The organism is Flavobacterium soyae, from assembly GCF_021245985.1.
Lineage (GTDB): Bacteria > Bacteroidota > Bacteroidia > Flavobacteriales > Flavobacteriaceae > Flavobacterium > Flavobacterium soyae.
Map to the genome: position 1 here is coordinate 18,484 of NZ_JAJQXA010000019.1, position 26,482 is coordinate 44,965.

A 26,482-nucleotide genomic window follows, 5' to 3' on the forward strand; every position below is an offset into this window, starting at 1 on the left:
ATGCTGTAAAACTTTATACACTTTCTGTTTTATACTATAAATTACTAAAATTCCTCAAACCCTTTTCTCTATTTACCTAAAAAACAAAAAAGCACAAGAGTAAAATTTCTTGTGCTTTTAAAATGATATCTTTCAATTATTTATTTTTCTATTTCTCGCATAGAATCCATTTTTTTGTGGGCAAGGAAACCTGCAACATCTTCAAAATGTTCTTTTACTCGTTTGTTTCCAAATTCAAATACTTTAGTTGCCAATCCGTCAAGGAAATCACGGTCGTGCGAAACCAAGATTAGGGTTCCGTCGAAATCGCGTAAAGCATCTTTTATAATGTCTTTGGTTTTCATATCTAAGTGATTCGAAGGCTCATCGAGAATTAACAGGTTAACTGGCTCTAACAGTAGTTTAATCATTGCCAAACGAGTTTTTTCTCCTCCTGAAAGTACTTTTACTTTTTTGGTAATATCATCGCCCTGAAACATAAATGCCCCTAAAATATTTTTTATCTGTGTACGGATATCTCCAACTGCAATGGCATCGATTGTTTCAAAAATGGTTGCGTTTTCATCTAATAATGAGGCCTGGTTTTGTGCAAAATATCCAATTTGTGCGTTATGCCCAATTTCAACACTTCCTGAATCAACGCCAATTTCTTTCATAATCGCTTTGATCATGGTCGATTTTCCTTCTCCGTTTTTTCCAACAAAAGCTACTTTCTGACCGCGCTCAATTACGATATTGGCATCTTTAAAAACCACATGGCCACCGTATGATTTTGCCATTTCTTTTACAATAACCGGGTATTGTCCAGAACGTGCTGCCGGCGGAAATTTTAAACGTAATGCCGACGTATCGACTTCATCTACCTGAACAATCTCTAATTTTTCAAGCATTTTTACACGAGACTGAACGGCATCTGTTTTTGAGAACGTTCCTTTAAAACGATCGATAAAGGCTCTGTTATCAGCAATCATTTTCTGCTGTTCATCGTATGCTTTCTGCTGGTGAATACGACGGTCTTTTCTTAGTTCTAAGTAATGAGAATATTTTGCTTTATAATCGTAAATTCTTCCCATTGTTACTTCGATCGTACGGTTTGTAATATTATCTACAAACGCTCTGTCGTGCGAAATTACCACAACCGCTTTTGCTGAATTTACCAAAAACTCTTCTAACCATTGGATACTTTCAATATCCATGTGGTTGGTTGGCTCATCCAGTAAAATCAAGTCTGGTTTTTGCAATAGGATTTTTGCCAGTTCGATACGCATTCTCCATCCTCCGGAAAATTCAGAAGTTTGTCTTGTGAAATCTTCACGTTCGAAACCTAAACCAGCTAAAATTTTCTCAACTTCGGCTTCGTAATTTACTTCTTCAATAGCATAATATTTCTCGCTTAAGTCTGAAACTCTTTCGATCAGTTTCATATATTCGTCACTTTCGTAATCGGTACGAACGGTTAACTGCTCGTTGATTTCGTCAATTTCGGCTTTCATTTTAAAAATCTCACCAAAGGCTTTAGATGCTTCTTCCATTACAGTCGAACCGTCTTTTGTCAATAAATGCTGAGGCAGATAAGCTACAACGGCATCTTTTGGCGTAGAAATACTTCCGGTAGAAGGTTTGCTTTGTCCTGCTATAATTTTTAAAAGTGTCGATTTTCCCGCACCATTTTTACCCATAAGGGCAATTTTATCATTTTCATTGATAGCAAAAGAGACATCGCTAAAAAGTGTAGTCCCGCCAAACTGAACCGAAATATCGTTAACTGTAATCATTATCTTCTGTGAATTTGTTTTATCGGTTAATCGTTTATTGACTACCTGTTTTTTTCGTGCTGCAAAGATAGATTAATTAGATAATTAGGCAATTAGAAAATGTAGCAATTTATTAATTAGATAATTTTGAGAATGCGGCTATTAGAAAATTTTCTTTTTTGCCACAGATTAAAGGATTTTCACTGATTATTTTTTCAAGAATAAACTTTTGAGAAAAAATCTTTTTTAATCTTTTTAATCTGTGGCAAAACAAAAAAATGTTTTTATTCTATTTTTTTGACCGGATTAAAATCCGTCCCTACAATATAGCTAGAGCCGAAGGCTCTTGTAAGTTCCGAAGGAACGAATTATATTGTAGAGCTGGACTTCAGTCCAGTTAAGAGCAGAAATATAGAATTTGACGAAACATAGATAATTTCAGTTCGGCAGGTTTTTAAAACCTGTCGTTTTTTTTATTTTACATATTAAACTGGACTGAAGTCCAGCTCTACAATATAATTCGTTCCTTCGGAACTTTAAATGAGAACCTTTGGCTCTTCATATTGTTGGGCTCGCTTTTGTTTGGTTACTATGTAAAAAATAAAACCCGGCAGGTTTTTTTAAGACCTGTCGGGTTGAAATTATCTCATTATCAAATTGACTAATTATCTAATTAATCTTTTCTCCATTTTTTAGTTTCTTCAAAAACATGTTCTAATATTGAAGCCTCGATTTCATCAAAATCAACATTACGTCTTCCCATTACCAGCTTTGCCGTTTCAAAAGCTTTTTTGGTTACATACGTAGTAAAACCTGCAGCGCCGCCCCAGGAAAAACTCGGAACAAAGTTTCTGGGAAAACCAGATCCGAAAATATTAGCACTTACGCCTACTACAGTTCCTGTATTAAACATCGTATTGATTCCGCATTTACTGTGGTCACCCATCATTAAGCCGCAAAACTGAAGTCCTGTTTTAGCAAAACCTTCTGTTTCATAACTCCACAATTTTACTTCTTCGTAGTTATTTTTCAGGTTTGAGTTATTACTGTCAGCCCCAATATTACACCATTCGCCTAAAACTGAATCTCCAAGAAACCCGTCATGACCTTTGTTTGAATTAGCAAACAGAACAGAATTTTTAACCTCTCCCCCTATTCTTGATCCCGGGCCAACTGTCGTTGCTCCGTAAACTTTTGCATTTAGTTTTACCTGTGCATTTTCGCACAACGCAAAAGGACCACGAATTACGGTTCCTTCCATGATCTCGGTATTCTTACCTATATATATAGGACCGTTTGATGCATTTAGGGTTACAAATTCTAATTTTGCCCCTTCTTCAATAAAAATATTTTCCGGCGCAATTGTGTTTACACTTTTAGGAATTGGCTGTGATTTTCTGTCTTCGGTCAGGTAAGCAAAGTCAGCGCGAATAGCAGCGTCATTTTTTGAGAAAATATCCCAAGTATGCTCTATTGTCAAACATTCACCGTTATATTGAATAATTTCATAGGTATCAAAATCAACTTCTTCCTGGTTTTCTGTTGTGAAAAAAGCAATTACATCTTCTCCTTTAAAAATTGCCTGATTGGCTTTTAAGTCAGAAACTAATTCTGCAAGCGCATCATTTGGCAAATACGCAGCATTTATCATTACGTTTTCTTCCATTTCTACCATTGGAAATTTAGCAGAAAGGTAATCCTCAGTAATAGTTGTTATAGTCGAACCTAAACGAGTTTCCCATTTTTGGCGAATCGTCATAATTCCGATTAAAATATCAGCCACGGGTCTGGTAAACGTAAAAGGTAATAGAGCATTCCGGACGGGACCGTCAAAAAGAATGTAATTCATAAAATTAATTTAATGTGTTAAAATTTGTTTGGTTACCGAGGCCAAAGTTACAAATATTTATGTGTTTCATTAATATATGTTTTTTCTCATAACCGCAAATTCATGATTTTTTATATCCTCTTAAATTTTATTTGATTTAGATTGCGATTATTTGGCTAAAGCCTATTTTAGGTTTGATTTTATAACCTTCAGATAAATCTGAAGGCAATTGAAAAAAAATAATGTTGTGGAAATAATCAATAGCCAACATCTTTAGATGTTGACAGCTTAGTTAAATTGTGAAGGCTTTAGCCAAATCTTCTCAATTCAATATGAAAAACATAGCCAGCGGTTTCAACCGCCGGGACGCAATATATTCCACAATCCTTATCCTTCGTCCCTGTTGTTTAAACCACCAGCAATATTTTAAAATCAGGTTTTTTATTTATTAATAATTTACAAAAAGAAAATTCGTGAATCTGTTGCTATTAAAAATACAGCATAAAAAAAGCCCTCCAAATTGGAAGGCTTTATATAATTTTAAACAGCTATTATTTCTTAGCGTGTTTTGCATATTTAGTTTTGAATTTATCAATACGTCCTGCAGTATCGATAAGTTTAGATTTACCAGTATAAAAAGGGTGAGATGTTCTAGAAATCTCCATTTTTACAACTGGATACTCAACTCCGTCAACTTCAATTGTTTCTTTTGTATCTGCAGTAGATTTAGTGATAAAAACGTCATCATTTGACATGTCTTTAAATGCAACTAATCTGTAATTTTCTGGGTGAATTCCTTTTTTCATCTTTCTTTTTATTTATTGTTCAGAACATTTTTATTTTGAAGCTTTTTCATGGTTAGAAAAAGGTATAAACAAACGATGCTCTTTTTTGTTTAAAATTTTAATTAATTTTGAGTGTGCAAATTTACAATTCTTTTTTAATAAACAAATACTTAGCGTACTTTTTTTTAGTTAAATTCAAAAAGCTTTTTTTCTCCTTGATTATATTGGGAATTGCTATATTTGTGGATTAATTTTAAAACATATAGAAATATGATTAATGAAGTTATAAAAAGAAATGGTATTACTTATGGTGTAATGATTGGAATTACATCTGCTTTGTTTACTGCGACTATATATGCTATTGATTTAAACTTATTTACAGCTTGGTGGATGGGATTAATAGGTTTAGCTATAAATGTTACTATCAGCATCATTCTACTTTCTAAAACCAAGAAAGCATTAAATGGTGTTTTTACTTTTAAGGAAGCTTTTACCACTTATTTTATAGCAGCTGTAATTGGTATTTTGATTTCTACTTCTTTTAATATCATTCTATTTAACGTTATTGATCCGGGCGCAAAAGATACTTTGAGCGAAATAATGATAAAATATACCGTAAACATGATGCAGAAATTTGGCGCTCCGGCTTCGTCTATTAACGAAGCAATTGCCAAAATGAAAGTAAGCAATCCTTATTCGACAATCGAATTGCTAAAAGGATCTGCTTTTGCTATTGTAATAAGTTCAATTTTCGGATTAATTTTCGCTGCGTTTTTTAAAAGCAAATCTACACAAGAATAAAATTTATAAATGAATCTATCTATACTTATACCGCTTCTAAACGAGGAGGAATCGCTTCAAGAACTCTACACATGGATTATTAAAGTGATGCAGTCTAACAATTACTCTTATGAAATCATTTTTGTAGATGATGGAAGTACGGATGATTCTTGGAATATTATTGAAAGTTTTTCTAACGAAAATCCAAATGTAAAAGGGATTCGTTTCATGAAGAATTTTGGAAAATCGCAGGCCCTGCATGCTGGTTTCGCAAAAGCAAAAGGCGATGTTATCATTACTATGGATGCCGATCTGCAGGATAGCCCGGATGAAATTCCTGAATTATACGAAATGATTACCAAAGAGAGGTTCGATTTGGTTTCGGGTTGGAAAAAGAAACGTTATGACTCTGTTGTAGCAAAAAATCTACCTTCAAAGTTATTTAACTGGGCTGCCAGAAAAACTTCTGGTGTTGAGCTGAATGATTTTAACTGCGGATTAAAAGCCTATAAAAATGCCGTTGTAAAAAACATTGAAGTTTCGGGCGAAATGCACCGATATATTCCGGTTTTGGCAAAAAACGCCGGTTTCAATAAAATTGGAGAAAAGGTAGTAATTCATCAGGCTCGTAAATATGGCGAAACTAAATTTGGAATGGATCGTTTTATAAACGGTTTTCTGGATTTGATTACAATTTGGTTTTTATCAAGATTTGGAAAAAGACCAATGCACTTATTTGGTTTATTGGGATCTATCATGTTTTTAATTGGGTTTTTACTTGCCTTGTATTTAGGAATCGACAAGTTATTTATTAACAAAACCAGCAGATTAATTACAGAAAGACCTCATTTTTATTTATCAATAACAGCAATGATTATAGGAACGCAGTTATTTTTAGCCGGCTTTTTGGGCGAAATTATTCTGCGTACCAAAAGCAACGAAGCACGTTATAAAATATCACGAGAGGTTAATTTTTAACGTAAAGCCCCAGCCATCAAGGGAACGGCATCTCCCAATTTAAAAAAACAAAGCTTTTTAGCCGTAGTTTTTATTAATCGGGAATAAAGCAGACAGCGGACACGAGCGAAAGTGAACTGACGAAATAATTGGTTCCTGAAAAATCTTATCTTTAATTTAGAACATTAAAAATACATTTAAAATGAATATTGCACCTAATATATTAAACGCAGTAAACGAATGGCTGACGCCAACATTTGATCAGGAAACGCAGGCAGCGGTAAAAGAATTAATGACTACTTCACCAAAGGACCTTGAGGAAAGTTTTTATAAAAACCTTGAATTTGGAACCGGCGGTATGCGCGGCGTTATGGGCGTAGGAAACAACAGGATTAACAAATATACACTTGGAAAAAACACTCAGGGTTTATCTGATTATTTACATGAGGTTTTTCCAAACCAGCCTTTAAAAGTTGTTATTGCTTACGACTGCCGTCATAACAGTAATACTTTGGCAAAAGTGGTTGCTGATGTTTTTTCGGCAAACGGAATTCAGGTTTACTTATTCTCAGATTTAAGACCTACTCCAGAATTGTCTTTTGCACTTAAATATTTGGGATGCCAATGCGGAATTGTTCTTACGGCTTCGCATAACCCACCAGAATACAATGGATATAAAGTGTACTGGCAGGATGGCGGACAAATTGTTCCTCCACAAGACGCTGAAATCATTAACGTAATTGAAAACTTAGAGTACCATAAAATTAAGTTCAGCGCAAACGAAAGTTTAATTCAATATATTGATACTGAAATTGATAAAGCGTTTGTGAAATCGTCTATCGAAAACGCAGGTTTTAACACTCCGGCTGAAGCCAAAGATAATCTGCATATTGTTTTTACTTCACTGCACGGAACTTCTATAAAATCTATTCCTGATACTTTATCTCAGGCTGGATATAAAAATGTTCATATTGTACCGGAGCAGGCAGTTCCAGACGGAGATTTCCCAACTGTAAAATCTCCAAACCCAGAAGAACCTGAGGCCTTGACAATGGCTTTGGCCCTGGCAGACAAAACAAATTCTGATATCGTTGTGGGTACAGATCCTGACTGTGACCGTTTAGGTGTTGCGGTTAGAAACAACGACGGTAAAATGATTTTGCTTAACGGAAACCAAACGATGATTTTAATGACTTCTTTCCTTTTAAAACAATGGAAAAAGGCCGGAAAAATTAACGGTAAACAATTTGTAGGCTCAACTATTGTTTCGACTCCAATGATGATGGAACTAGCTACAAGCTATGGCGTTGAATGCAAAGTTGGATTAACAGGATTTAAATGGATCGCTAAAATGATCAAAGATTTTCCTGAACTTCAGTTTATTGGCGGAGGTGAAGAAAGTTTTGGTTTTATGGTTGGCGATGCTGTAAGAGACAAAGATGCCGTTGCTGCCACCTTATTAATATGCGAAGTTGCTGCTCAGGCAAAAGCTGCGGGAAGCTCTGTTTACAAAGAACTTTTACAACTTTATGTTGAAAATGGTTTCTACAAAGAATATTTAGTTTCACTGACTAAAAAAGGAATGGAAGGTTTACAGGAAATTAATCAGATGATGATTGATTTACGTGAAAATCCTCTGAAAGAAATCAACGGTCAGCGTGTAATTATGGTTGAAGATTATCAATCATCGACAGCATTGAATTTATTGACAAATGAAGTATCTGAAATGGATATTCCGAAATCGAATGTATTGATTTATTACACAGAAGACGGATCTAAAATTTGTGCAAGACCTAGTGGAACCGAACCTAAAATTAAATTCTACATCAGCGTAAATGCCGAATTAGAATCGGTTTTAGATTTTGATGCCGCCGAAAGTTTCTTAGACAAAAAAATACAGAATATCATTGCAGATATGCAATTGAAATAAAAAAACGAGTGATAAACTCTTTAAAATACCTATCACAGTTGAGCAGAGAATATCTGCTCAACTGATTAAATTTTGATATTTTAGGACTCTGGTTTACATTTAGAACAAATGCAAATCGGAGTTTTTTAATAAAAAAAACTAAAAAAAAATTGAAAACAAACCAATTGGATTAATTTTGTGCAGTGAAAAAATCGCCAGAACAAATTAGTAGTTATAACAAAAAAAATATTGCTAAAAACTCGAAAGAGCATTGCCATAGCAGAAAATAATATTCAAAAATAAATGAGTAATTTCAAAAAAATAGTTCCTTTTATATATCCATATAAAAAATATGCGTTCTTAAACATCTTTTTCAATGTTTTGTATGCACTTTTCAGCACACTTTCGTTTGTAGCTTTAATACCAATGCTTCAGGTTTTATTTGATAAAACAAAGCAAAACACAGTAAAACCGGTATTTCACGGAATTATGAAAATCCAGCAATACGGCGAAGATTATTTAAGCTACTACATTACAACAACAAAAGGCACACACGAATCCGGGTATGTTTTATCCATTATGGTAGCCATTATAATTTCGATCTTTTTATTAAAAAACTTAGCCGATTATGCCGCTATGTTTTTTATCACTTTTTTACGAAATGGTGTTTTAAGAGATATGCGAAATGCGATGTACAAAAAAACGCTCGAACTGCCTTTGGCTTTTTATTCTGAAAAAAGAAAGGGAGATGTAATTTCCAGAATTTCTGCCGATGTAAATGAGGTTCAGACTTCCTTTTTGGCCATCTTGGAGCTTATTGTAAAAGAGCCTCTTACTATTATTTTTACCATTGTTACAATGTTAATTATCAGCCCGAAATTAACTTTGTTTGTCTTTATATTTATTCCGGTTTCTGGTTATATTATTTCATTAATAGGGAAACAGCTTAAAAAACAATCGACAAAAGCACAGCAGGAACAAGGAACTTTTTTATCTACTATTGAAGAAACTATTGGCGGATTAAAAGTAGTTAAGGGTTATAACTCTGAAAATTATTTCAATAATGTTTTTCAAAACTCTACAGAACGTTTTTTTAATTTATCAAACAGTATTGGCAACCGTCAGAACTTAGCTTCGCCAGCCAGTGAATTTATGGGAATTACGGTAATTGCCGTTTTACTTTGGTACGGAGGTCAAATGGTTTTAATTGATAAAACTTTAGATGGTGCTGCTTTTATTGCTTACATGGGATTAGCTTATAATATTTTAACTCCTGCAAAGGCAATTTCTAAAGCTTCATACGGTGTAAAAAGAGGAAATGCCGCAGCAGAACGTGTTTTGGAAATTTTAGATCAGGATAACCCTATTACAAGCAAAGTTGATGCGATAGAAAAAACAACTTTTGATAGCGATATAAGCATTCAGCATATCAACTTTAAATATGAAAATGAAAATGTTTTAAAAGATTTTTCTCTTCAAATTAAAAAAGGACAAACTGTTGCTCTTGTTGGTCAATCAGGAAGTGGGAAAAGCACCATTGCGAATTTATTAACCCGCTTTTATGATGTAAGCGAAGGTTCAATTTCTATTGACAACATCAATATTAAAGATATGAACCTGCATTCGCTTCGCAGTTTAATGGGATTAGTTACTCAGGACAGTATTTTATTTAATGATACTATCAAAGCAAATATTGCATTAGGAAAATTAGACGCTGCAGATGATGAAATTATCGATGCACTTAAAATTGCCAATGCGTATGAGTTTGTTAAAGATTTACCTTTAGGAATTTATACAAACATTGGAGACAGCGGAAACAAACTTTCAGGCGGGCAAAAACAACGTTTATCTATTGCTAGAGCGGTATTGAAAAATCCGCCGATTATGATCCTGGATGAGGCAACATCAGCATTAGATACTGAAAGCGAAAAATTTGTTCAGGTTGCACTTGAAAACATGATGCAGAACAGGACTTCGATTGTAATTGCACACCGACTTTCGACTATTCAAAAAGCAGATGTTATTGTAGTAATGCAAAAAGGAAAAATCGTTGAACAGGGAACTCACGATCAATTAATTGCACACAACGGAACTTACAATAAACTGGTTACAATGCAGTCTTTCGAATCTTAAGACTTATACATAATAACCAAACAATCTACACAGATTAAGGAAATATTAAAACTCAGTTTAATTTCTTTAATCTGTGTTTTATTTTATAACTTTAGGTAGTAAAGATTAAAATCAAACCGTTGGGCGTAATACATAAAAAATAATAATTAAACACATAGAGACATAGATCTTATGTTTTTGAAAAAAGTAAATCAAAAAGAAACTTGTTTCTCACACATAGCTATGTGTTGTTAATACAAGTGAAACGCCTTTCTTATGTTCAATAATTCTATGTTTCTATGTGTTAAAAATAATTACACCCAACGGGTTAAAATCATTTAATTCTTATGGAAAATGTATCTTAACAACCCCAACATAAAACTGCCGGCCGATCCTAATACTATTGTCTGGAAATATCTTGACCTATCTAAATTTCTTGATTTACTGCTTTCTAAAAAACTATTCATGTCGCGATCTGACAAGTTTGAAGATCAATATGAAGGTACTTTTAGTGAGCCGACTTATGAAGAGATTAAAAAACTTGCCGTTGACAATCCCGACTTTTTAAATTATTACAAAACGCATCGCGAGCAGGTTGCTGTAAGCAGCTGGCATATTAACGAATACGAATCGTTTGCAATGTGGCAGATTTTTACCCAAAACAGCGAAGGTTTAGCAATTCAGTCTACAATTGGAAGACTGCAAAAAGCTTTAAAGCCTGAGAATAATTTTGATCAGTATATTGGCGAAGTAAATTACATTGATTATAAAAAAGAATATATTCCGTTTGAAGATTTATTCTTTCCTTTTTTATTCAAAAGAAAAAGTTTTCAATACGAACGCGAAGTACGTATTCTTACCGACACTTCAAAAAGTGACATCAAACTAAACGACGGATTAAAAATTAATGTTGATATCAATCAATTGATTGAGAAAATATACATTCACCCAAAATCTGAAAACTGGTATAAAAAACTGGTAATCGAATTGGTAGAACGCTTAGATTTTGGTTTTGAAATTGAAAAATCGGATTTGGAAAGCGATATATTGATCTAAAGATGCTAAGATTCTAAGTTTTTTTGCCACAGATTACACAGATTAAAAGGATTATTAGTTTAAAAAGAAAAGCATTTAAAAATTAAGATTTAATTTTTAAATGCTTTTCTTTTATATTTCAGAATTAAAAAAAATCCTTTTAATCTGTGTAATCTGTGGCTAAACCCTTTAAATAGGCTTGTAGCTCTTCACTTCCCATTTTTTAAAAGCTAAGTCGATATAATTGTAATGCAGTACATCGTTTTTATCGAACTGACCATTTTGGTTCGTATCTTCAATAGTTCTAAAATACAAACGGTTTTTAGATTCAATCAAACTCCAGTCTACCAATTCCTGAAGATCTGCTGAGACTTTTGTAAAGTTCTCTCCACTGATATTACTTAGATATAAAGTTTTGATATCGCTGGTATCAATTTTACCATCTTTGTTGGTATCAGAATCTGTTAAAGTGTATACCATAACTTTATTTTTAGTTTTATCTGCAACCGTTTTTAAATACGTTGCTGTTAAAATCAAAACAGGTTTATCTGATAAAGCATGAATCGAATCTGAATCTGTTTTTTGAAATTTCAAGTTTTGTAAATATCCCGTAATTTCATATTCGCCTAAGTTAGAGATCGTAAAACTTACATCGTTTACACTTGAAGATCCATAACGTGCTTTTGAACCTTTTTCAAAAACCCTTAAATCCCCAATCGGATGAATTAAATAATCTGTTCCTTCCATCTGAATAGGCAGATCAGCAACTTCAACCTGAGTCGAATCTGTTTTCGTAACACTTACTTTATTTGACACATCGTAACTTACTTTTGGTTTTTTAACTTCTTCACGACAGCTAATTAACGTTCCAACAATTGCTAAGGCTATATATTTAAAGTACTTTCTCATCGACAAATTATATTCAATTATCAAATATACTATTTTTGATTGTAATTTTCGATTTTATTGAATTTTACTGGACAAATTCAGAAGTTACAATCTCGCATTAAGCTTTATATTAAAAACTCTGGAAGTCATATAATTTGGAATCGCATATTGATTTTTAGAATACACATCGCGGACCCAGGTATTTGTAATCGCATTTTGATTATTGAAAAGATTGAAAATTTCCAGTCCAACCGCTAATTCTTTGAAGTTTTTCAACCAGCTTGTTTTTGAACCCTGCGTACTGCTGTCTACAAAAACTTTAGCAAAACCAATATCAGCCCTTCTATAATCGTTTAATCTGTTTTGATATAAATACGGATCAGAATATGCTGGCGCGCCGCCTGGCAAACCTGTATTATAAACTACATTAAGATAAACTTTTACACTTGGAATATTCGGCATATAATCCTGAAACAACATCGCAAATTTTAAACGCTGATCTGTCGGACGAGCAATATAACCTTTATTTTCGTAATTTTCTTCTGTTTTTAAATATCCAAAACTCACCCACGATTCTGTCCCCGGCACAAATTCTCCGTTTAATCTAAAATCAAGACCTTGAGCATAGGCTTTAGCATTGTTATTTGCCACATATCGAATTCTAACATTATCTATCGAATAGACATTTACATCCGAAAGGGATTTATAATAAACCTCTGTCACCCATTTAAAAGGGCGATTCCACATTTTAAAATTATAATCATTTCCTAATACAACATGAACTGCTTCCTGCGCTTTTACATTTGGATTTACAACTCCGTCCAAATCACGAAGTTCTCTGTAAAATGGCGGCTGATGATATAATCCTCCCGAAATCCTGAAAACCATATCACGATCCCAATCTGGTTTTATGGCAAACTGCGCACGCGGACTTACCACAAACTGATTTTTTCCTTCTTGTATAGCTCCAGTAACATTCCAACTTTGAAAACGAGCCCCAATATGATACCAAATCTGGCTCGAACCCAGTTCAGACTGTTTGTTCCATTGTGCATAACCCGAAAATCTATTGATTGTATTAAAATTTGCAGCGCGAATATCCTGATAAGGCAAAAGCGGGCCTGTATAAGGCGAATAAGGCTGATTATTTTTTGGCAGGATAACCAACGGCGGATTTATAGAAAACCCTGCTGAATCGATCATCTCCCACTCTACAATTCTGTCCCGGATTGATTCTCTGGTATATTTTAATCCAAATTCTAACTGGCTTTCTTTCCAGTCTTTAAAACCTTTAATTTCAGCATTTGCGATTAAAGCATCTAAATCATTTCGGGCGTGATTTAACTGCGAACCAATTCCGCGTGTAAAATCAATTGTCGATGCGTCTGTTGGGTTCTCAGCATCAACATTTCCTAAACGGTATTGTGCTAAAATATCAAAATGTTCTTTTTCTGTCGTATGAAATAAGGAACCGATAAACTTTAAAGTCAGAGAAGGCGAAACTTTGTAAGTTGTTTTAAAAGCCCCGAAATAAGTATCATATTGATCTTTTTCCTGACCTTCATAATAAACCGCCAAAGCCATTGGCTGATCAATGGTTCCAAATTTAGTTTCGCGGGTTAATGGCTGATACAAATATTTATTCTCCGAAATATTTCCTAAAAAGCTAACCTGCCATTTTTCAGAAATATCATAATTTATACTGGTTTGAATATCCGCAAAAGTTGGTGTATAATTCGTCTGTGTATCCTGGCTGTTTACTAATAAACTGTTATTTCGATAACGAACTCCGGTTACGGTCGACCATTTTTTATTTTTAGAAACTAAATCTACAGAAGCGCTTCCTCCTAAAAAACTTGCTTCGAGTGAAGCTCCAAACTGAGTTGGTTTTCTATAGGTAATATCTAAAACAGATGATAATTTATCTCCAAATTTTGCCTGAAATCCTCCAGCTGAGAAATCAACGTTTTGAACTAAATCTGTGTTGGTAAAACTCAATCCTTCCTGCTGGCCAGAACGAATTAAAAACGGGCGATAAACTTCGACTTCGTTTACATACACTAAATTTTCGTCATAATTTCCGCCCCGAACGGCATATTGTGTGCTTAGTTCATTATTTGAATTTACGCCGGGAAGTGTTTTTAGAATATTTTCGATACCGGCATTTGCTCCCGGAATCTTTTTTATAGTGGCAGTTTCTATAGTCGTGATTCCCTGAACCCGTTTTTTATTTCGGGAAGAAACAAAAACTTCTCCCATTTGCTCCTGCGAATTATTCATTACAGGATTAAAAACAAAAACTTCATCCGGTTTTAAAGTAACCGTAAGGCTGATCATTTTTAACGAAATATGTGTAAAAATAATCGAGGCCTTTTTATTAGAAATTACATCAATTTCAAAAAAACCATTCGCATCTGACTGTGTATTATTTTTACCCGAAGTTATATTGACATTCGAAACAGGATGATTTTCATTATCTAAAATAATACCTTTTACATGAGCGTTTTGAGCAAATGAAATACAAGTAAAACTAAAACACAAGAAAAGTAAAGCGAATATTAACCTGTTTTTGTTCAATGATTTGGGGTTTATTTTTGTTGACTTCTAAAAAAATGAGTTTCAAAGATAGTAGAATTTCCTACATTATCAACTACTTCAATTTTTAAAAAGTTTTCTCCTTCTGTCAAATATTGATCGTCAAAAATATGAGTAATTTTTCTATTTTTATTTTCATATTCAAATAAAACCCAGCTTCCGTTTAAATAACCGTTATACGATTTTATTCCAGATAGAGAATCACTAATTGTAAACTCAATTTTTTTCTGATCACTGATCCATTTTCCTTCAACAGGTTTTGCGATTTTTATAACCGGAGCAATGGTATCGAGAACTAAACCATACGTTCCCAATATTTTTGCTTTAGCGGTAAAAACATCCCCTTTTCTTGTAGTTCCGTTATAACTGGTACCTTTTCCGATGTAGAGTTTATCCTTCAAAGATTCCGGGTAAACGGTATCTTTTATCGTAATTGTAAAATTAGAATGTACCGGAACAGTATCATCATGAATATAAATTTTGTTGTTTTTTACATCAAAATTCAAATTGAAGTCATCGTAAAAAGTTCCGGCAGGAAAGAAAACAGACATATTATCTTTCTCAAAATTGGAATCTTTATTGTAACGAACAAAATATTTTGAAGTTACAGGTTCTGACGGAACAAGCGGCGTTTCCAAATCATATTCAATTGGCACTGTAATCGAATTTGAATTTCCGAAATAATCCGAAACTTCAATTCTATAATTGGAAGTCAGATTTGGCACAGCCGAAATTATCCCTCTCAGCGAATCTGTTTTAATAATACTTAATGCAAAAGGCGTTTTCATAAAAAGTTTCTGCACGCGCTGGCTTGTCTTTTTATATCGCGGATAATCGATAAAAGCGTTAATGTAACGCATTTCATCAAACGAATAGGTATTGAATTGATAATTATAATTCTGGTTTCCGTTTAAAAATGTTGAAACATTAAAAACCCCATTTTTATTAAAAGAAACATCATCAGTATCTGAGGCATTAATTCCAAAACCAATTTTTCCGTTTGTTTTTACTTTTGCTGCCAAATAAGTTCCATCTTTTTGAAGCGTCATGTTTACAAGCAATGGCTGTTTGGACTGGTTAACCGTTGCATTATACAATGGATACACATACAAACTCGATAATGTTGGCTTCTTAGTGTCTTTAATATTTTGGTCAAAGCCAAAGAATATCGGATTGATTACAAACTCCGTTTTGGTATCACGAATTTCAAAATGAAGATGCGGTCCTTCTGAAGATCCTGTATTTCCGGAAAGCGCAATTAACTGTCCTTTTGTAACCGGAAGCTCATCTGGTTTCAGGAGCATTTCAATTTCATAAGCCTTTTCTTTGTAGTGCGTCTTTTTTACATAATCCTGAATTGGCCCAACTGTTGTCTGCAAATGTCCGTATACAGAAGTATACCCGTTTGGATGCGTGATGTAGATACATTTTCCGTTTCCAAAGGTCGAAATTTTAATCCTTGACACATAACCGTCAGCAATCGCATACACATTTAATCCTTCTTTTTGATTCGTTTTTAAGTCAAAACCTGCATGAAAATGATTGGGTCTTAACTCACCAAAATTCCCCGAAAGCTGCATTGGAATATCAAGAGGCGGTCGAAAATAATCTTTAGGATATTGTGTCTGGGCGAATAGAAAAGGGCTAAATAAAAAGGCAAGTATTAAAAATTTCATGAGTAACATTTTTGCTAAGGTAAAAAATTAACAGGTAAAAACCGAAGAAAAACTCACAAAAACACAATTGATTGAAATTCATTTATTTGTCTATTTTTAATGCAAAAAAATCGAGAAAAAATTGCATTAATAAAAAGGAATACTAACTTTGTATGATTAAGTAATGAAAAGGATTTATAATGAGTGTAATTGCCGAAATAATTGATACTCTTGAATATAAAGTCGAGAAGCTTTTTGAAAAATCAAAAAGCCTGGAGAAAAACAATCAGGATTTACGATTAGAATTAGACAAAGCCGTGCAAATTATCCAGAAACAATCTGAAGAAATGGAAGCTTTGAAAAAGCAATATGAAACACTTAAGATAGCCAATTCGTTGCTCGGCAGCGACAATAACAAGAGAGAGACAAAGCTTAAAATAAATTCATTAATTCGCGAAATTGATTACTGTATAGCACAACTATCAGATTAGAAAACATGGACGGAAAGCTTAGAATTAAAATATCAATTGCCGACCGCGTTTACCCATTAACGGTTGAACCGGCTCAGGAAGAAGGCCTTAGAAGCGCCTCAAAAAAAATTGATGCTATGATCAAGCAATTCGAAGAAAGTTACGCAGTTCGCGACAAACAAGATGTACTAGCCATGTGCGCACTGCAGTTTGCATCGCAGGTGGAACAAAAACAAATTGACAACGCAATCGATGGCGAAGAAACTATCGAAAGAATTAAAAGATTAAATTTGCTTTTAGATCAATATCTCGAAAATTAAACGTTCTTTACATAAACTAAGATACTGCCTACATTAGTTCACAATTGGTAAACTCAACACTAACAATTTAGAATGAGCAAATCGTCGCTACTATAGTATGCCCAGCTTTGACCGGGAAACTTGAACAGTGAGTTAGCTCAAAACTTGTCTTTACGAGTTTATACAAGCAATTAATGTAGGCTTTTTTTATATATAAACCCTAACAAACATGGACATCATAACGATCATTATTGGTATTGTAGGTATTGCGGCAGGTTTTGCAATAGCTAAAATTATCGAGAAAAGTAATATTTCAAACCTCATTAAAAATGCTAAAAAAGAAGCAGCTTCTATTTTAAAAGATGCTAATTTAGAAGCCGAAAACATAAAAAAAGATAAAATACTTCAGGCAAAGGAACGTTTTATCGAATTAAAATCTGAACACGAACAAGTTATTCTGGCACGCGATAAAAAAGTTGCCGAAGTAGAAAAACGCGTGCGTGATAAAGAATCTCAGGTTTCTAATGAGCTTTCTAAGGCTAAAAAAGTAAATGACGATTTTGAAGCTAAAACAGAAGAATACAATAACAAAATTGAAATTTTAGACAAAAAACAAGCTGAAGTTGACAAATTACACAAAAGTCAATTACAACAGCTTGAAGTAATTTCTGGACTTTCTGCAGAAGAAGCAAAAGAGCAATTAGTTGAAGGCTTAAAAGCCGAAGCTAAAAGCAAAGCCATGTCTCACATTCAGGAAACTATTGAAGAGGCTAAACTTACGGCACAGCAAGAAGCTAAAAAAATCATTATCAATACCATTCAAAGAGTTGGAACGGAAGAAGCTGTTGAAAACTGCGTTTCTGTTTTCAACATTGAATCTGACGATGTAAAAGGCCGCATTATTGGCCGTGAAGGTCGTAACATTAGAGCTCTTGAAGCTGCAACGGGAGTTGAAATCATTGTTGATGATACACCGGAAGCTATTATCCTTTCTTGTTTTGACCCGGTTCGTAGAGAAATTGCCCGTTTGTCTTTACACAAATTAGTTACTGACGGACGTATTCACCCTGCAAGAATTGAAGAGGTTGTTGCTAAAACTGCTAAACAAATCGATGATGAAATTATCGAAGTTGGAAAACGTACTGTAATCGACTTGGGAATTCACGGTTTACACCCGGAATTAATTAAAGTTGTGGGTAGAATGAAATACCGTTCTTCTTACGGACAAAACTTATTACAACACTCAAGAGAAGTTTCTAAACTTTGCGGTATCATGGCAGCTGAATTAGGCTTAAATGTAAAACTGGCAAAAAGAGCTGGTTTACTTCACGATATTGGTAAAGTCCCAGATACAGAAAGTGATTTACCACACGCATTATTAGGTATGCAGTGGGCTGAGAAATACGGCGAAAAAGAAGAAGTCTGCAACGCCATTGGAGCGCACCACGACGAGATCGAAATGAAATCATTATTATCGCCAATCGTTCAGGTTTGTGATGCTATTTCAGGTGCTAGACCAGGCGCTAGACGTCAGGTTCTGGATTCATACATTCAACGTTTAAAAGATCTTGAAGATGTTGCTTACGGATTTAGCGGTGTAAAAAATGCTTATGCAATTCAGGCTGGTAGAGAACTGCGTGTTATTGTAGAAAGCGAAAAAGTTTCTGATGATAATGCTGCAAATCTATCTTTTGAGATTTCACAAAAAATCCAAACAGAAATGACTTATCCGGGTCAGGTAAAAGTTACTGTAATTAGAGAAACAAGAGCAGTTAACATTGCTAAATAATTCTCTTTCTGTTATATAAAATTAATAAGGCTGTCAAATGACAGCCTTATTAATTATTTAAAGATCATTAAAAACGATTTTAAAGCTCGTTCCTACTCCAACTTCACTTTCTACAGAAACCGTTCCTTTCATCGCCTCTATTTGATTTCTGGTAATATACAAACCAATTCCGCGGGCATCATCGTGTTTATGAAACGTTTTATACATCCCGAATAGTAATTCACCGTAGACTTTTAAATCGATTCCTAAACCGTTATCTGTAATTTTTAAAGATTTATACCCTTCCGGTTCGATTCCAAAATCAAATACAATAATCGGATCTCTATCCGGATGCGCATATTTTATAGCATTTGTTGTAAAATTTAACAAAACACTTTCGAGATAAGCCGGATTAAAATTGATCGTTAAATATTGCGGAACGTTATTTATGATTGTAACTTTTTTCTGTTTATCATAACCTTTTATAGTCGAAACGGTTTTCTCAATATATTCGTGAAGTTTCAAAGGCTCAACTGCAATATTAATATTACTCTGTGTTTTTACAATCTGCGTTAAATTAGAAATCGTCTCATTTAAATCATTTGAAACTGTTCTAAGGTGTTCCAGCATTTCGGTAACAGCTCCTTTATCTCCATCGGCATCAATAAAGTCTAAAATCGACTTTATATTTCCTGCCTGCGTATTTAAATTGTGTGAAACAATATGCGAAAAATTAAGTAGTCTGCTATTTTGGTCACTGTATAATTTCATTGTTTTGAGCAGCTCCAGCTCCTTCTCTTTTTGAAGAGAGATATCTGTGTGAGTTCCTATAACACGTAATGGTTTACCGTTTTCATCACGTTTTATTACTTTACCCCTGTCCAGAATCCATTTATAATTGCCGCTTGAAGTCATTACACGATGGTAATTTTCATAATACGGAATCTTATTATCAAAATGTTCTTTAATATCTGAGTAATATTTTGGCAGATCATCAGGATGCACAATTTTATCCCAGCGTTCCGGGTCATCAAAAATATCTGCCGACTCTAATTCTAATATTTTTAATGAAAGTGAAGAATAAAAAACATTATTTGTTACCATATCCCAATCCCAAATCCCTACGGTTGATGCATCAAGAGCAAACTGGAAACGTTCTTCGGAGATGCGGAGTTTTTCTTCTTTGTCTTTTAAGTCGGTAATATCAGAAACATGTCCAAAAAAGCTAACTTTTCCATCTGGAGATAATTCTGTTTTTGCAGAAACCCGAAACCAGCGCAGTCCTTTTTTGGGTAAAACCGATCTAAACTCTAATCCCCAAGGCCGAACTTCTTTACGCGCTTTTACTAAAGACTGAAAAAATATTTCTCTATCCTGTTCAAAAATTCGCTCGTAAATAATATGCTTAACATCATCGGTAAATTCATTAAACGAAAGTTCGAAAATTTCATCAACTGATTTGCTGACTAGGGGAAAAGTATAATGATTATTACTATCTATAACAAATTGAAAAAGCAAATCTGGCATTTCGGCAAATAATTTTTTGTAAAAATTATTTACTTCCAGGCAATCTTCATTACTATACAAATCAAAAACCATATGCTGCTATTTAAGTAAATAATATCTTATTGGATCTGGGTTAAAAAAATCCTCAAAATCCTTTTAATTTACTTCCTTTGAATACAAATGTGATACCAAGTTATAACTTTTGACGTAAAAAAACCAGACTCCATCCAAAAAATTACTTCCTTGGATGATAAGAATGCATTACTTCTTTCAGGAAACTTCTGTCCAGATGCACGTAAATTTCTGTTGTTGTAATAGATTCATGCCCCAGCATTAATTGAATAGATCTTAAATCGGCTCCATTTTCTAATAAATGAGTTGCAAAAGAATGGCGCAAAGTATGCGGACTTATATTTTTGCTTAAACCAATTTTTACAGCTAAATCTTTTATAATAGTAAAAATCATGGCGCGGGTCAGCTGGTTTCCTCTTCGATTTAAGAACAAAGTATCTTCACAGCCCTTTTTAATATTGAGGTGAACTCTAATCTCCTCCTGATAGATTTCAATATATTTTTTAGTTAATTTTCCAATGGGCACAAAACGCTCTTTATTACCCTTTCCGGTAATTTTTATAAAACCTTCGTCAAAAAACAAATCTGATATTTTAAGCGAAACCAATTCAGAAACCCGAAGTCCACAGCCGTATAATGTTTCTAAAATGGCGCGATTGCGTTCCCCTTCATTGCTGCTTAAATCAATAGCAGCGATAAGCGCATCAATATCTTTTATTGATAATGTATCTGGAAGTTTTCGTCCGGTTTTTGGACTCTCGATTAATTCGAGCGGACTGTCATTTCGATAATCTTCAAAAACTAAATAATTAAAAAAACTTTTCAAACCAGAAATAATCCTCGCCTGAGAACGCGGATTTACTTCTTTTGAAACTGAATATATAAACTGCTGAACAGTTTCATCAGTAATTTTTATAGGCGAAACATCAATTTGATTGGTTTCTAAAAAAAGACATAACCGCTCAATATCAAAGCTGTAGTTTTCAATTGTATTTTTAGACAAACCTCTTTCTATTCGCAGATACGATTGATAGTCTTTTATATAATTGTTCCATTTCATATTTACAAAGTAAAACATTTTTGAGCATAAAAAAACCTTCCATTTCCGGAAGGTTTTTAAATATTTTTAAAATTCAGATTAGAATTTATATGCAGCTGTTAAAGCTAAAACGCTATTTTTTGGGCTATCAATATAGTCATCGATATCATCTGTATCATAATCTCCAACATTCGATAAACCAACTGTATAACGTATACCAACAGAAAAATTATCTGTAAAATTATACCCTGCCCCGAAGTTAAAACCTAAATCAGTAGATTTATAAGCGCCTTTTACATCATTACCATCTCTTTTAGCAGAAACTAAAAATCCTATTTGCGGACCTCCTTCAACAGTAAATTGTTTTGTAATATAAAATTTTGCCAATACTGGAATATTAATATAATTCAATTTATAATCAATATCATTATTACTTCCAATAGCATCAAACGATGCACCTTGTGTAGAAAATAAAAGCTCTGGCTGAATCGATAATCTTTCAATAACTTTTATTTCTGCAAAACCGCCAACCTGAAAACCTATTAATGCATTTGAGTCATTATCTCCACTAAAACTTGTGATATTAAGACCTCCTTTTACTCCAAATCTAGTTTGCTGTGCATTAGTAAATCCAAATGCAAGAATAGCAATTGCTGATAAAATAATTTTTCTCATCTTATTTATTTTGGTTAAAATTAATAATCAAATATAAAAAAATTCTTCACAAAAACTAATTTGGAATTTAACAAAAAAAATAGTAATAAGCATACAAATTGTTAACTGAAGGTCAATTTGCCTTTAAATGAAAAGAAAAAAGAGCACAAATTATTTAAGTGAAAATCAATGTCCTTTTAAAAAAATAAAAAAGGCCCCTCAAAGTAGACTGCCCCAAAAGTTAGACACTATTTGGGGGCAGTTCAAAGATGAAGAAGCCTTTTTTAAAAACTAGCCAAAATATTGTTTATCATTTTTCCAGACATTAAAACCAAGATTATACTTACTAAAAAGTAACCCTAAAAGTAATTAAAGTATTAAAATAAGGCAAAATGGATTTCCGAATAACCTATTAATTTTCAGTTCATTTGTACAAACAACAATAGTTTAAATAGAGGAAAGTTGAAAAAATGTGAGAATTTTAATAAATTTATATTCCTGTATATAAAACAATAAAATCAAAATAATGTAGTTTTGAACTATAGAATAACATTTAAATACCAAACTAAAAACATTTTTTATGAAGAAAATACTTTTAGCAGCTGTATTGTTCATTGCAACAACAGCTACAATCCAGGCACAATTATTACAAATTGGGGTTAAAGCGGGGGTAAACTTTGCAAGCCAAACCGGAGATGCATTTCCAGAGCAAAATTTTAACAAAGATGGAATAACCAGCTTCCATGCAGGTCTAGTTGCAGAAATTAAATTATTAGAGAAATTCTCAATTCAGCCAGAGCTTTTGTATTCTACACAAGGAGCAACTTATAAATTTGCCGATGCTCAAGAAGATTTTAAAAATGAATTAGCTTATTTATCAGTTCCTGTAATGGCTAAAATCTATATGACAAAATCATTAAGTTTAGAGGTTGGACCACAGGCTTCGTTTTTATTAAGCCAAAAAGATGATGTAAGATTTGATGATGCCAGTACATTTGATTTTGCAGTAAACGCAGGTTTAGGTCTAAAAATAACTAAAAATATTTTCATACAAGGTCGTTATAGTTTAGGACTTACTGAAGCTTCAAAAAATGCTGACGTTAAAAACTCAACTGTTCAAGTATCTGCAGGATTCTTGTTCTAGAAAATATCACATACTTTAATAAAAACCGGTCTATTAATTAGATCGGTTTTTTTATTTTTACAGAATTCAATTGCAATTGCAAAAATCAATAGCAATATCAATATTTCAATAAATAATTTTAAACTATGAAAATCTGCATTATCAACGGACCAAATTTGAATCTTTTAGGAAAACGTGAACCTGAAGTTTACGGAAGTCAGACTTTTGAAGATTACTTTGAAACGTTGAAACAAAAATTTCCAAACATTGAGCTTTCTTATTACCAAAGTAATATTGAAGGAGAATTGATTGGAAAAATTCAGGATGTTGGTTTTTCATTTGACGGAATTATTTTAAATGCTGGCGCTTATACTCATACTTCTATAGGTTTGGGCGACGCTATAAAAGCAGTTACAACTCCAGTTATCGAAGTACATATTTCGAATACTTATGCCCGCGAAAGTTTTAGACATCAGTCTTATTTGTCTGGAAATGCAAAAGGTGTTATTTTAGGATTTGGATTAAAAAGTTACGAACTGGCGATTCAGTCTTTTTTATAAAAACTTTATACGAATGTCACCCTGAGCGAAGTCGAAGGGCTTATAGTGTGTGAGGGGCTTCGACTTCGCTCAGCCTGACAAACGACTTTGATTTTCCTGATTACAATTTAACAAATTATTAATAAGCTCATTTTCAACTTCTTTTATTTTTGTGAGAGAAACCGCTTTCATGAAAAACTTTATTTTATTCGCCTTTTTATTTTTTTCGCTTTCCAATTTTGCCCAAATCAAAGGAACCATAACCGATGAGAAAGGGAATCCACTGCCGTTTGTTTCTATTTTTGAAGAGAATACCTATCGCGGAACAACTTCAAACGAACAAGGACAATATCAATTGCAGGTAAAAGAAATTGGTAAAAACAGAATCGTTTTTCAATATCTGGGATTTAAGACTCAGAAAATAACCGTTTCTGCAGATTCAAAAATAGTAACTCTAGATGTAAAAATGCAGGAAGAAAGTTTTGCATTAAACGAAGTTGTTATTGATGCAAAAAACAATCCTGCGAATGCCATCATTAAAAACGCGATTGCAAACAGAAAAGAAAACTCTGAAAAAACGGCTCGCTTTACTGCCGATTTTTATTCGAAAGGAATCTTAAAAGTAAAAGATCTTCCGAAGAAAATATTAGGTCAAAAAGTAGATCTTGGCCCGGATTTATCTTCTAATTTAGATTCAACCGGAACGGGAATTTTATATTTATCCGAAACCATTTCGAAAGTTTCCTATCAAAAACCAGATAAATTAAAGGAGACTATAATTGCTTCTAAAATCTCTGGAAACAATAAAGGTTTCAGCTATAATACTGCCGCTTTATCAACTTATGATTTCTATGATAATACATTAGAATTTGATGTAAACCTCATCTCTCCTATTGCTAATAATGCTTTCAGTTATTATAAATACAAACTGGAAGGAAGTTTTTATGATGATAATAAACAGCAGATTTACAAAATTAAAGTAATTCCAAAACGAGATAAAGAACCTGTTTTTGAAGGCTACATTTACATTGTTGATGACAGTTTTGCCATTTATGCCGTTGATTTCGACATTAAAGGTTATCGAATGAAAAATGAATTTACTGAAGTGATGAATTTAAAACAAAGCTTTAGTCACAATGCAAAAAACAAAATCTGGTCAAAAAATGCACAAACACTTTCGTTTAATGCGGGTGGCCTTGGAATAAAATTTTCGGGTCAGTTTAATTATATTTACTCTAATTATGAATTTCCGGAATCGTTTGCCGAGAAAACTTTTGGAAACGAAATTGTAGCTTTTGATTTGAATGCCAATAAAAAAGACGATTCATTTTGGAATGAAATCCGTCCGATTCCGTTAACCCTTGAAGAAAGTACCGATTATACCAAAAAAGACAGTTTACAGGTTATCAGAAAATCTAAAAAATACACTGATTCTATTGATGCAAAAGATAATAAGTTTAAGATTTTAGATATTCTTGGCGGTTACGATTATAAAAATACTTTTGAGAAATACTCTTTTAAATTTGACGGTTTGTTAAGTCCAACTTCTTTGAGTTTTAATACGGTTCAGGGTTTTAATTTGGGAACCGGATTTTCGTTTAAAAAATGGAATGAAGAAAATGGAAAAAGCACTTCAATAAGTACAAATTTCAATTATGGTTTTTCTGACGAACGTCTTCGCGTTATTGGTGAATTCAGCCACCGATTTAATACTATTAATTATGCCACAATTTCAGCCTCAGGAGGAACAAAAACAGAGCAGTTTAATAGTGCTGAACCTATTAGCAAATTAATCAATTCTGTTAGTTCGTTGTTTTTTAAAGACAATTATATGAAATTGTATAATTTGGAATTTGCTCAAATTAACTATGCGCAAGATGTCGCAAACGGACTAAATTTAAACGCAAGAATAGCTTACGAACAAAGAAAGCCTCTTTTTAATACAACCGATTATTCGTTCTTTAAAAGAGATGATATTTATTCGTCAAATAATCCGCTGGCACCAAATGATTTCAGCACGCCGACTTTTGATCAGCATCATTTAATGAAAGCTAATTTAACGGCTAGAATTAATTTTGGGAACAAATACATTTCAAGACCAGACGGAAGGTATAATTTTAAAGATGAAAAATATCCAACTGTATTTTTAGCTTTTGAAAAGGCATTTGCTGCAAGTGAAAAAAAATATGAATTTGAAAGAATCGGCGCTGCTGTTCAATATGATTTATCATTGAATAACAAAGGTATTTTAGGAATGAATTTTAGAACGGGTAAATTCTTTAATGCCGAAAATATTTCTTTTATAGATTACAGACATTTTAACGGAAACCAAACCCACATTGGCACCAGCGATCGTTATTTGAATGTTTTCAATTTAATGCCGTATTATGACAATAGTACAAACGATAGTTATTTTGAAATGCATTTAGAACATAACGATATGGGATTTGTAACGAATAAAATTCCGCTTTTGAATCTTTTAAAATCAACAATGAATCTTGGTTTTCATTCGCTGGCAATTCCAGATCGTAAACCGTATACTGAATTTACAGTTGGTTTAGATAATCTAGGTTTCGGAAAATTTAAATTATTCAGGGTTGATTATGTGCACTCTTACCAAGGCGGAATTCAGCAAAATGGTGTTGTGTTTGGGTTGAAGATTTTGAATGTTCTTAATTAAGGTGCTAAGGCTCTGAGATGCTAAGATTCTAAGT

General features: G+C 33.2%; 20 protein-coding genes. 11 read left to right on the forward strand and 9 right to left on the reverse strand.

The window, feature by feature from the left end:
- Positions 1-140: 140 nt before the first annotated feature.
- The 3 genes from LUU93_RS18605 to LUU93_RS18615 form a co-directional block, all read right to left on the reverse strand.
- Positions 141-1,775, reverse strand: a complete 1,635-nt coding sequence (locus LUU93_RS18605) for an ABC-F family ATP-binding cassette domain-containing protein (protein WP_232682661.1) — start codon at positions 1,773-1,775, stop codon at positions 141-143.
- Positions 1,776-2,427: 652 nt separating this feature from the next.
- Positions 2,428-3,603: a GlmU family protein gene (locus LUU93_RS18610; RefSeq protein ID WP_232682662.1), complete on the reverse strand. Its 1,176-nt coding sequence runs from the start codon at positions 3,601-3,603 to the stop codon at positions 2,428-2,430.
- A gap of 530 nt (positions 3,604-4,133) precedes the next feature.
- Positions 4,134-4,388, reverse strand: a complete 255-nt coding sequence (locus LUU93_RS18615) for a type B 50S ribosomal protein L31 (protein ID WP_011921626.1) — start codon at positions 4,386-4,388, stop codon at positions 4,134-4,136.
- Positions 4,389-4,637: 249 nt separating this feature from the next.
- Between LUU93_RS18615 and LUU93_RS18620 the strand changes: the two genes are divergently transcribed.
- The 5 genes from LUU93_RS18620 (at position 4,638) to LUU93_RS18640 (ending at position 11,181) form a co-directional block, all read left to right on the forward strand.
- On the forward strand, positions 4,638-5,168 hold the full coding sequence (locus LUU93_RS18620) for a DUF4199 domain-containing protein (RefSeq protein ID WP_232682663.1): 531 nt from the start codon (positions 4,638-4,640) through the stop codon (positions 5,166-5,168).
- Between the two features lie 9 nt (positions 5,169-5,177).
- Positions 5,178-6,125: a glycosyltransferase family 2 protein gene (locus tag LUU93_RS18625; RefSeq protein ID WP_232682664.1), complete on the forward strand. Its 948-nt coding sequence runs from the start codon at positions 5,178-5,180 to the stop codon at positions 6,123-6,125.
- Positions 6,126-6,306: 181 nt separating this feature from the next.
- Complete coding sequence (locus LUU93_RS18630) at positions 6,307-8,034, forward strand: phospho-sugar mutase (protein ID WP_232682665.1); 1,728 nt, start codon at positions 6,307-6,309, stop codon at positions 8,032-8,034.
- Between the two features lie 282 nt (positions 8,035-8,316).
- Complete coding sequence (locus LUU93_RS18635; protein ID WP_232682666.1) at positions 8,317-10,146, forward strand: ABC transporter ATP-binding protein; 1,830 nt, start codon at positions 8,317-8,319, stop codon at positions 10,144-10,146.
- A 333-nt stretch (positions 10,147-10,479) separates the two neighbouring features.
- A complete protein-coding gene (locus LUU93_RS18640) occupies positions 10,480-11,181 on the forward strand; it encodes a DUF2971 domain-containing protein (RefSeq protein WP_232682667.1) in 702 nt (233 codons plus the stop codon).
- A gap of 168 nt (positions 11,182-11,349) precedes the next feature.
- On the opposite strand, the gene LUU93_RS18645 is transcribed toward LUU93_RS18640, so the two are convergent.
- From LUU93_RS18645 to LUU93_RS18655, 3 genes are all read right to left on the reverse strand, one after another.
- The gene (locus LUU93_RS18645; protein ID WP_232682668.1) at positions 11,350-12,069 is read right to left on the reverse strand and encodes a hypothetical protein; all 720 of its coding nucleotides are present in this window, start codon (positions 12,067-12,069) and stop codon (positions 11,350-11,352) included.
- An 84-nt stretch (positions 12,070-12,153) separates the two neighbouring features.
- A complete protein-coding gene (locus LUU93_RS18650) occupies positions 12,154-14,625 on the reverse strand; it encodes a TonB-dependent receptor (RefSeq protein WP_232682669.1) in 2,472 nt (823 codons plus the stop codon).
- Between the two features lie 11 nt (positions 14,626-14,636).
- Positions 14,637-16,319 carry a M23 family metallopeptidase gene (locus tag LUU93_RS18655; protein ID WP_232682670.1) on the reverse strand — a complete coding sequence of 561 codons (1,683 nt, stop codon included), beginning with the start codon at positions 16,317-16,319 and terminating at the stop codon, positions 14,637-14,639.
- Between the two features lie 179 nt (positions 16,320-16,498).
- On the opposite strand from LUU93_RS18655, the gene LUU93_RS18660 reads away from it, so the two are divergent.
- From LUU93_RS18660 to rny, 3 genes are all read left to right on the forward strand, one after another.
- Positions 16,499-16,789 (forward strand): coiled-coil domain-containing protein, encoded by a 291-nt coding sequence (locus tag LUU93_RS18660; protein WP_232682671.1) that lies wholly within the window; start codon positions 16,499-16,501, stop codon positions 16,787-16,789.
- 5 nt (positions 16,790-16,794) lie between these two features.
- Complete coding sequence (locus tag LUU93_RS18665) at positions 16,795-17,088, forward strand: cell division protein ZapA (protein WP_057124075.1); 294 nt, start codon at positions 16,795-16,797, stop codon at positions 17,086-17,088.
- A 208-nt stretch (positions 17,089-17,296) separates the two neighbouring features.
- Positions 17,297-18,856: a ribonuclease Y gene (rny, locus tag LUU93_RS18670; protein ID WP_232682672.1), complete on the forward strand. Its 1,560-nt coding sequence runs from the start codon at positions 17,297-17,299 to the stop codon at positions 18,854-18,856.
- 57 nt (positions 18,857-18,913) lie between these two features.
- On the opposite strand, the gene LUU93_RS18675 is transcribed toward rny, so the two are convergent.
- The 3 genes from LUU93_RS18675 to LUU93_RS18685 form a co-directional block, all read right to left on the reverse strand.
- On the reverse strand, positions 18,914-20,434 hold the full coding sequence (locus tag LUU93_RS18675) for a sensor histidine kinase (RefSeq protein ID WP_232682673.1): 1,521 nt from the start codon (positions 20,432-20,434) through the stop codon (positions 18,914-18,916).
- Between the two features lie 142 nt (positions 20,435-20,576).
- Positions 20,577-21,473, reverse strand: coding sequence for a site-specific tyrosine recombinase XerD (gene xerD / locus LUU93_RS18680; RefSeq protein WP_232682714.1), 897 nt, complete (start codon positions 21,471-21,473; stop codon positions 20,577-20,579).
- Between the two features lie 78 nt (positions 21,474-21,551).
- Positions 21,552-22,127, reverse strand: a complete 576-nt coding sequence (locus LUU93_RS18685) for a porin family protein (protein WP_073486294.1) — start codon at positions 22,125-22,127, stop codon at positions 21,552-21,554.
- Between the two features lie 559 nt (positions 22,128-22,686).
- Here LUU93_RS18685 and LUU93_RS18690 point away from each other — a divergent pair.
- From LUU93_RS18690 to LUU93_RS18700, 3 genes are all read left to right on the forward strand, one after another.
- A complete protein-coding gene (locus LUU93_RS18690) occupies positions 22,687-23,250 on the forward strand; it encodes a porin family protein (protein WP_073486296.1) in 564 nt (187 codons plus the stop codon).
- A 125-nt stretch (positions 23,251-23,375) separates the two neighbouring features.
- Complete coding sequence (aroQ, locus tag LUU93_RS18695; RefSeq protein WP_073486298.1) at positions 23,376-23,789, forward strand: type II 3-dehydroquinate dehydratase; 414 nt, start codon at positions 23,376-23,378, stop codon at positions 23,787-23,789.
- A 169-nt stretch (positions 23,790-23,958) separates the two neighbouring features.
- Entirely contained in the window at positions 23,959-26,448 is a 2,490-nt protein-coding gene (locus LUU93_RS18700; RefSeq protein ID WP_232682674.1) for a DUF5686 and carboxypeptidase regulatory-like domain-containing protein, read from the forward strand.
- Positions 26,449-26,482 lie beyond the last annotated feature (34 nt).

Coding starts and splice junctions, on each gene's coding strand:
- rny (WP_232682672.1), top strand. CDS start 17,297: ATGGACATCATAACGATCATTATTGGTATTGTAGGTATTGCGGCAGGT.
- xerD (WP_232682714.1), bottom strand. CDS start 21,473: ATGAAATGGAACAATTATATAAAAGACTATCAATCGTATCTGCGAATA.
- LUU93_RS18640 (WP_232682667.1), top strand. CDS start 10,480: ATGTATCTTAACAACCCCAACATAAAACTGCCGGCCGATCCTAATACT.
- LUU93_RS18615 (WP_011921626.1), bottom strand. CDS start 4,388: ATGAAAAAAGGAATTCACCCAGAAAATTACAGATTAGTTGCATTTAAA.
- LUU93_RS18675 (WP_232682673.1), bottom strand. CDS start 20,434: ATGGTTTTTGATTTGTATAGTAATGAAGATTGCCTGGAAGTAAATAAT.
- LUU93_RS18690 (WP_073486296.1), top strand. CDS start 22,687: ATGAAGAAAATACTTTTAGCAGCTGTATTGTTCATTGCAACAACAGCT.
- LUU93_RS18625 (WP_232682664.1), top strand. CDS start 5,178: ATGAATCTATCTATACTTATACCGCTTCTAAACGAGGAGGAATCGCTT.
- LUU93_RS18605 (WP_232682661.1), bottom strand. CDS start 1,775: ATGATTACAGTTAACGATATTTCGGTTCAGTTTGGCGGGACTACACTT.
- LUU93_RS18610 (WP_232682662.1), bottom strand. CDS start 3,603: ATGAATTACATTCTTTTTGACGGTCCCGTCCGGAATGCTCTATTACCT.
- LUU93_RS18645 (WP_232682668.1), bottom strand. CDS start 12,069: ATGAGAAAGTACTTTAAATATATAGCCTTAGCAATTGTTGGAACGTTA.
- LUU93_RS18655 (WP_232682670.1), bottom strand. CDS start 16,319: ATGAAATTTTTAATACTTGCCTTTTTATTTAGCCCTTTTCTATTCGCC.
- LUU93_RS18665 (WP_057124075.1), top strand. CDS start 16,795: ATGGACGGAAAGCTTAGAATTAAAATATCAATTGCCGACCGCGTTTAC.
- LUU93_RS18620 (WP_232682663.1), top strand. CDS start 4,638: ATGATTAATGAAGTTATAAAAAGAAATGGTATTACTTATGGTGTAATG.
- LUU93_RS18700 (WP_232682674.1), top strand. CDS start 23,959: ATGAAAAACTTTATTTTATTCGCCTTTTTATTTTTTTCGCTTTCCAAT.
- aroQ (WP_073486298.1), top strand. CDS start 23,376: ATGAAAATCTGCATTATCAACGGACCAAATTTGAATCTTTTAGGAAAA.
- LUU93_RS18685 (WP_073486294.1), bottom strand. CDS start 22,127: ATGAGAAAAATTATTTTATCAGCAATTGCTATTCTTGCATTTGGATTT.
- LUU93_RS18635 (WP_232682666.1), top strand. CDS start 8,317: ATGAGTAATTTCAAAAAAATAGTTCCTTTTATATATCCATATAAAAAA.
- LUU93_RS18660 (WP_232682671.1), top strand. CDS start 16,499: ATGAGTGTAATTGCCGAAATAATTGATACTCTTGAATATAAAGTCGAG.
- LUU93_RS18630 (WP_232682665.1), top strand. CDS start 6,307: ATGAATATTGCACCTAATATATTAAACGCAGTAAACGAATGGCTGACG.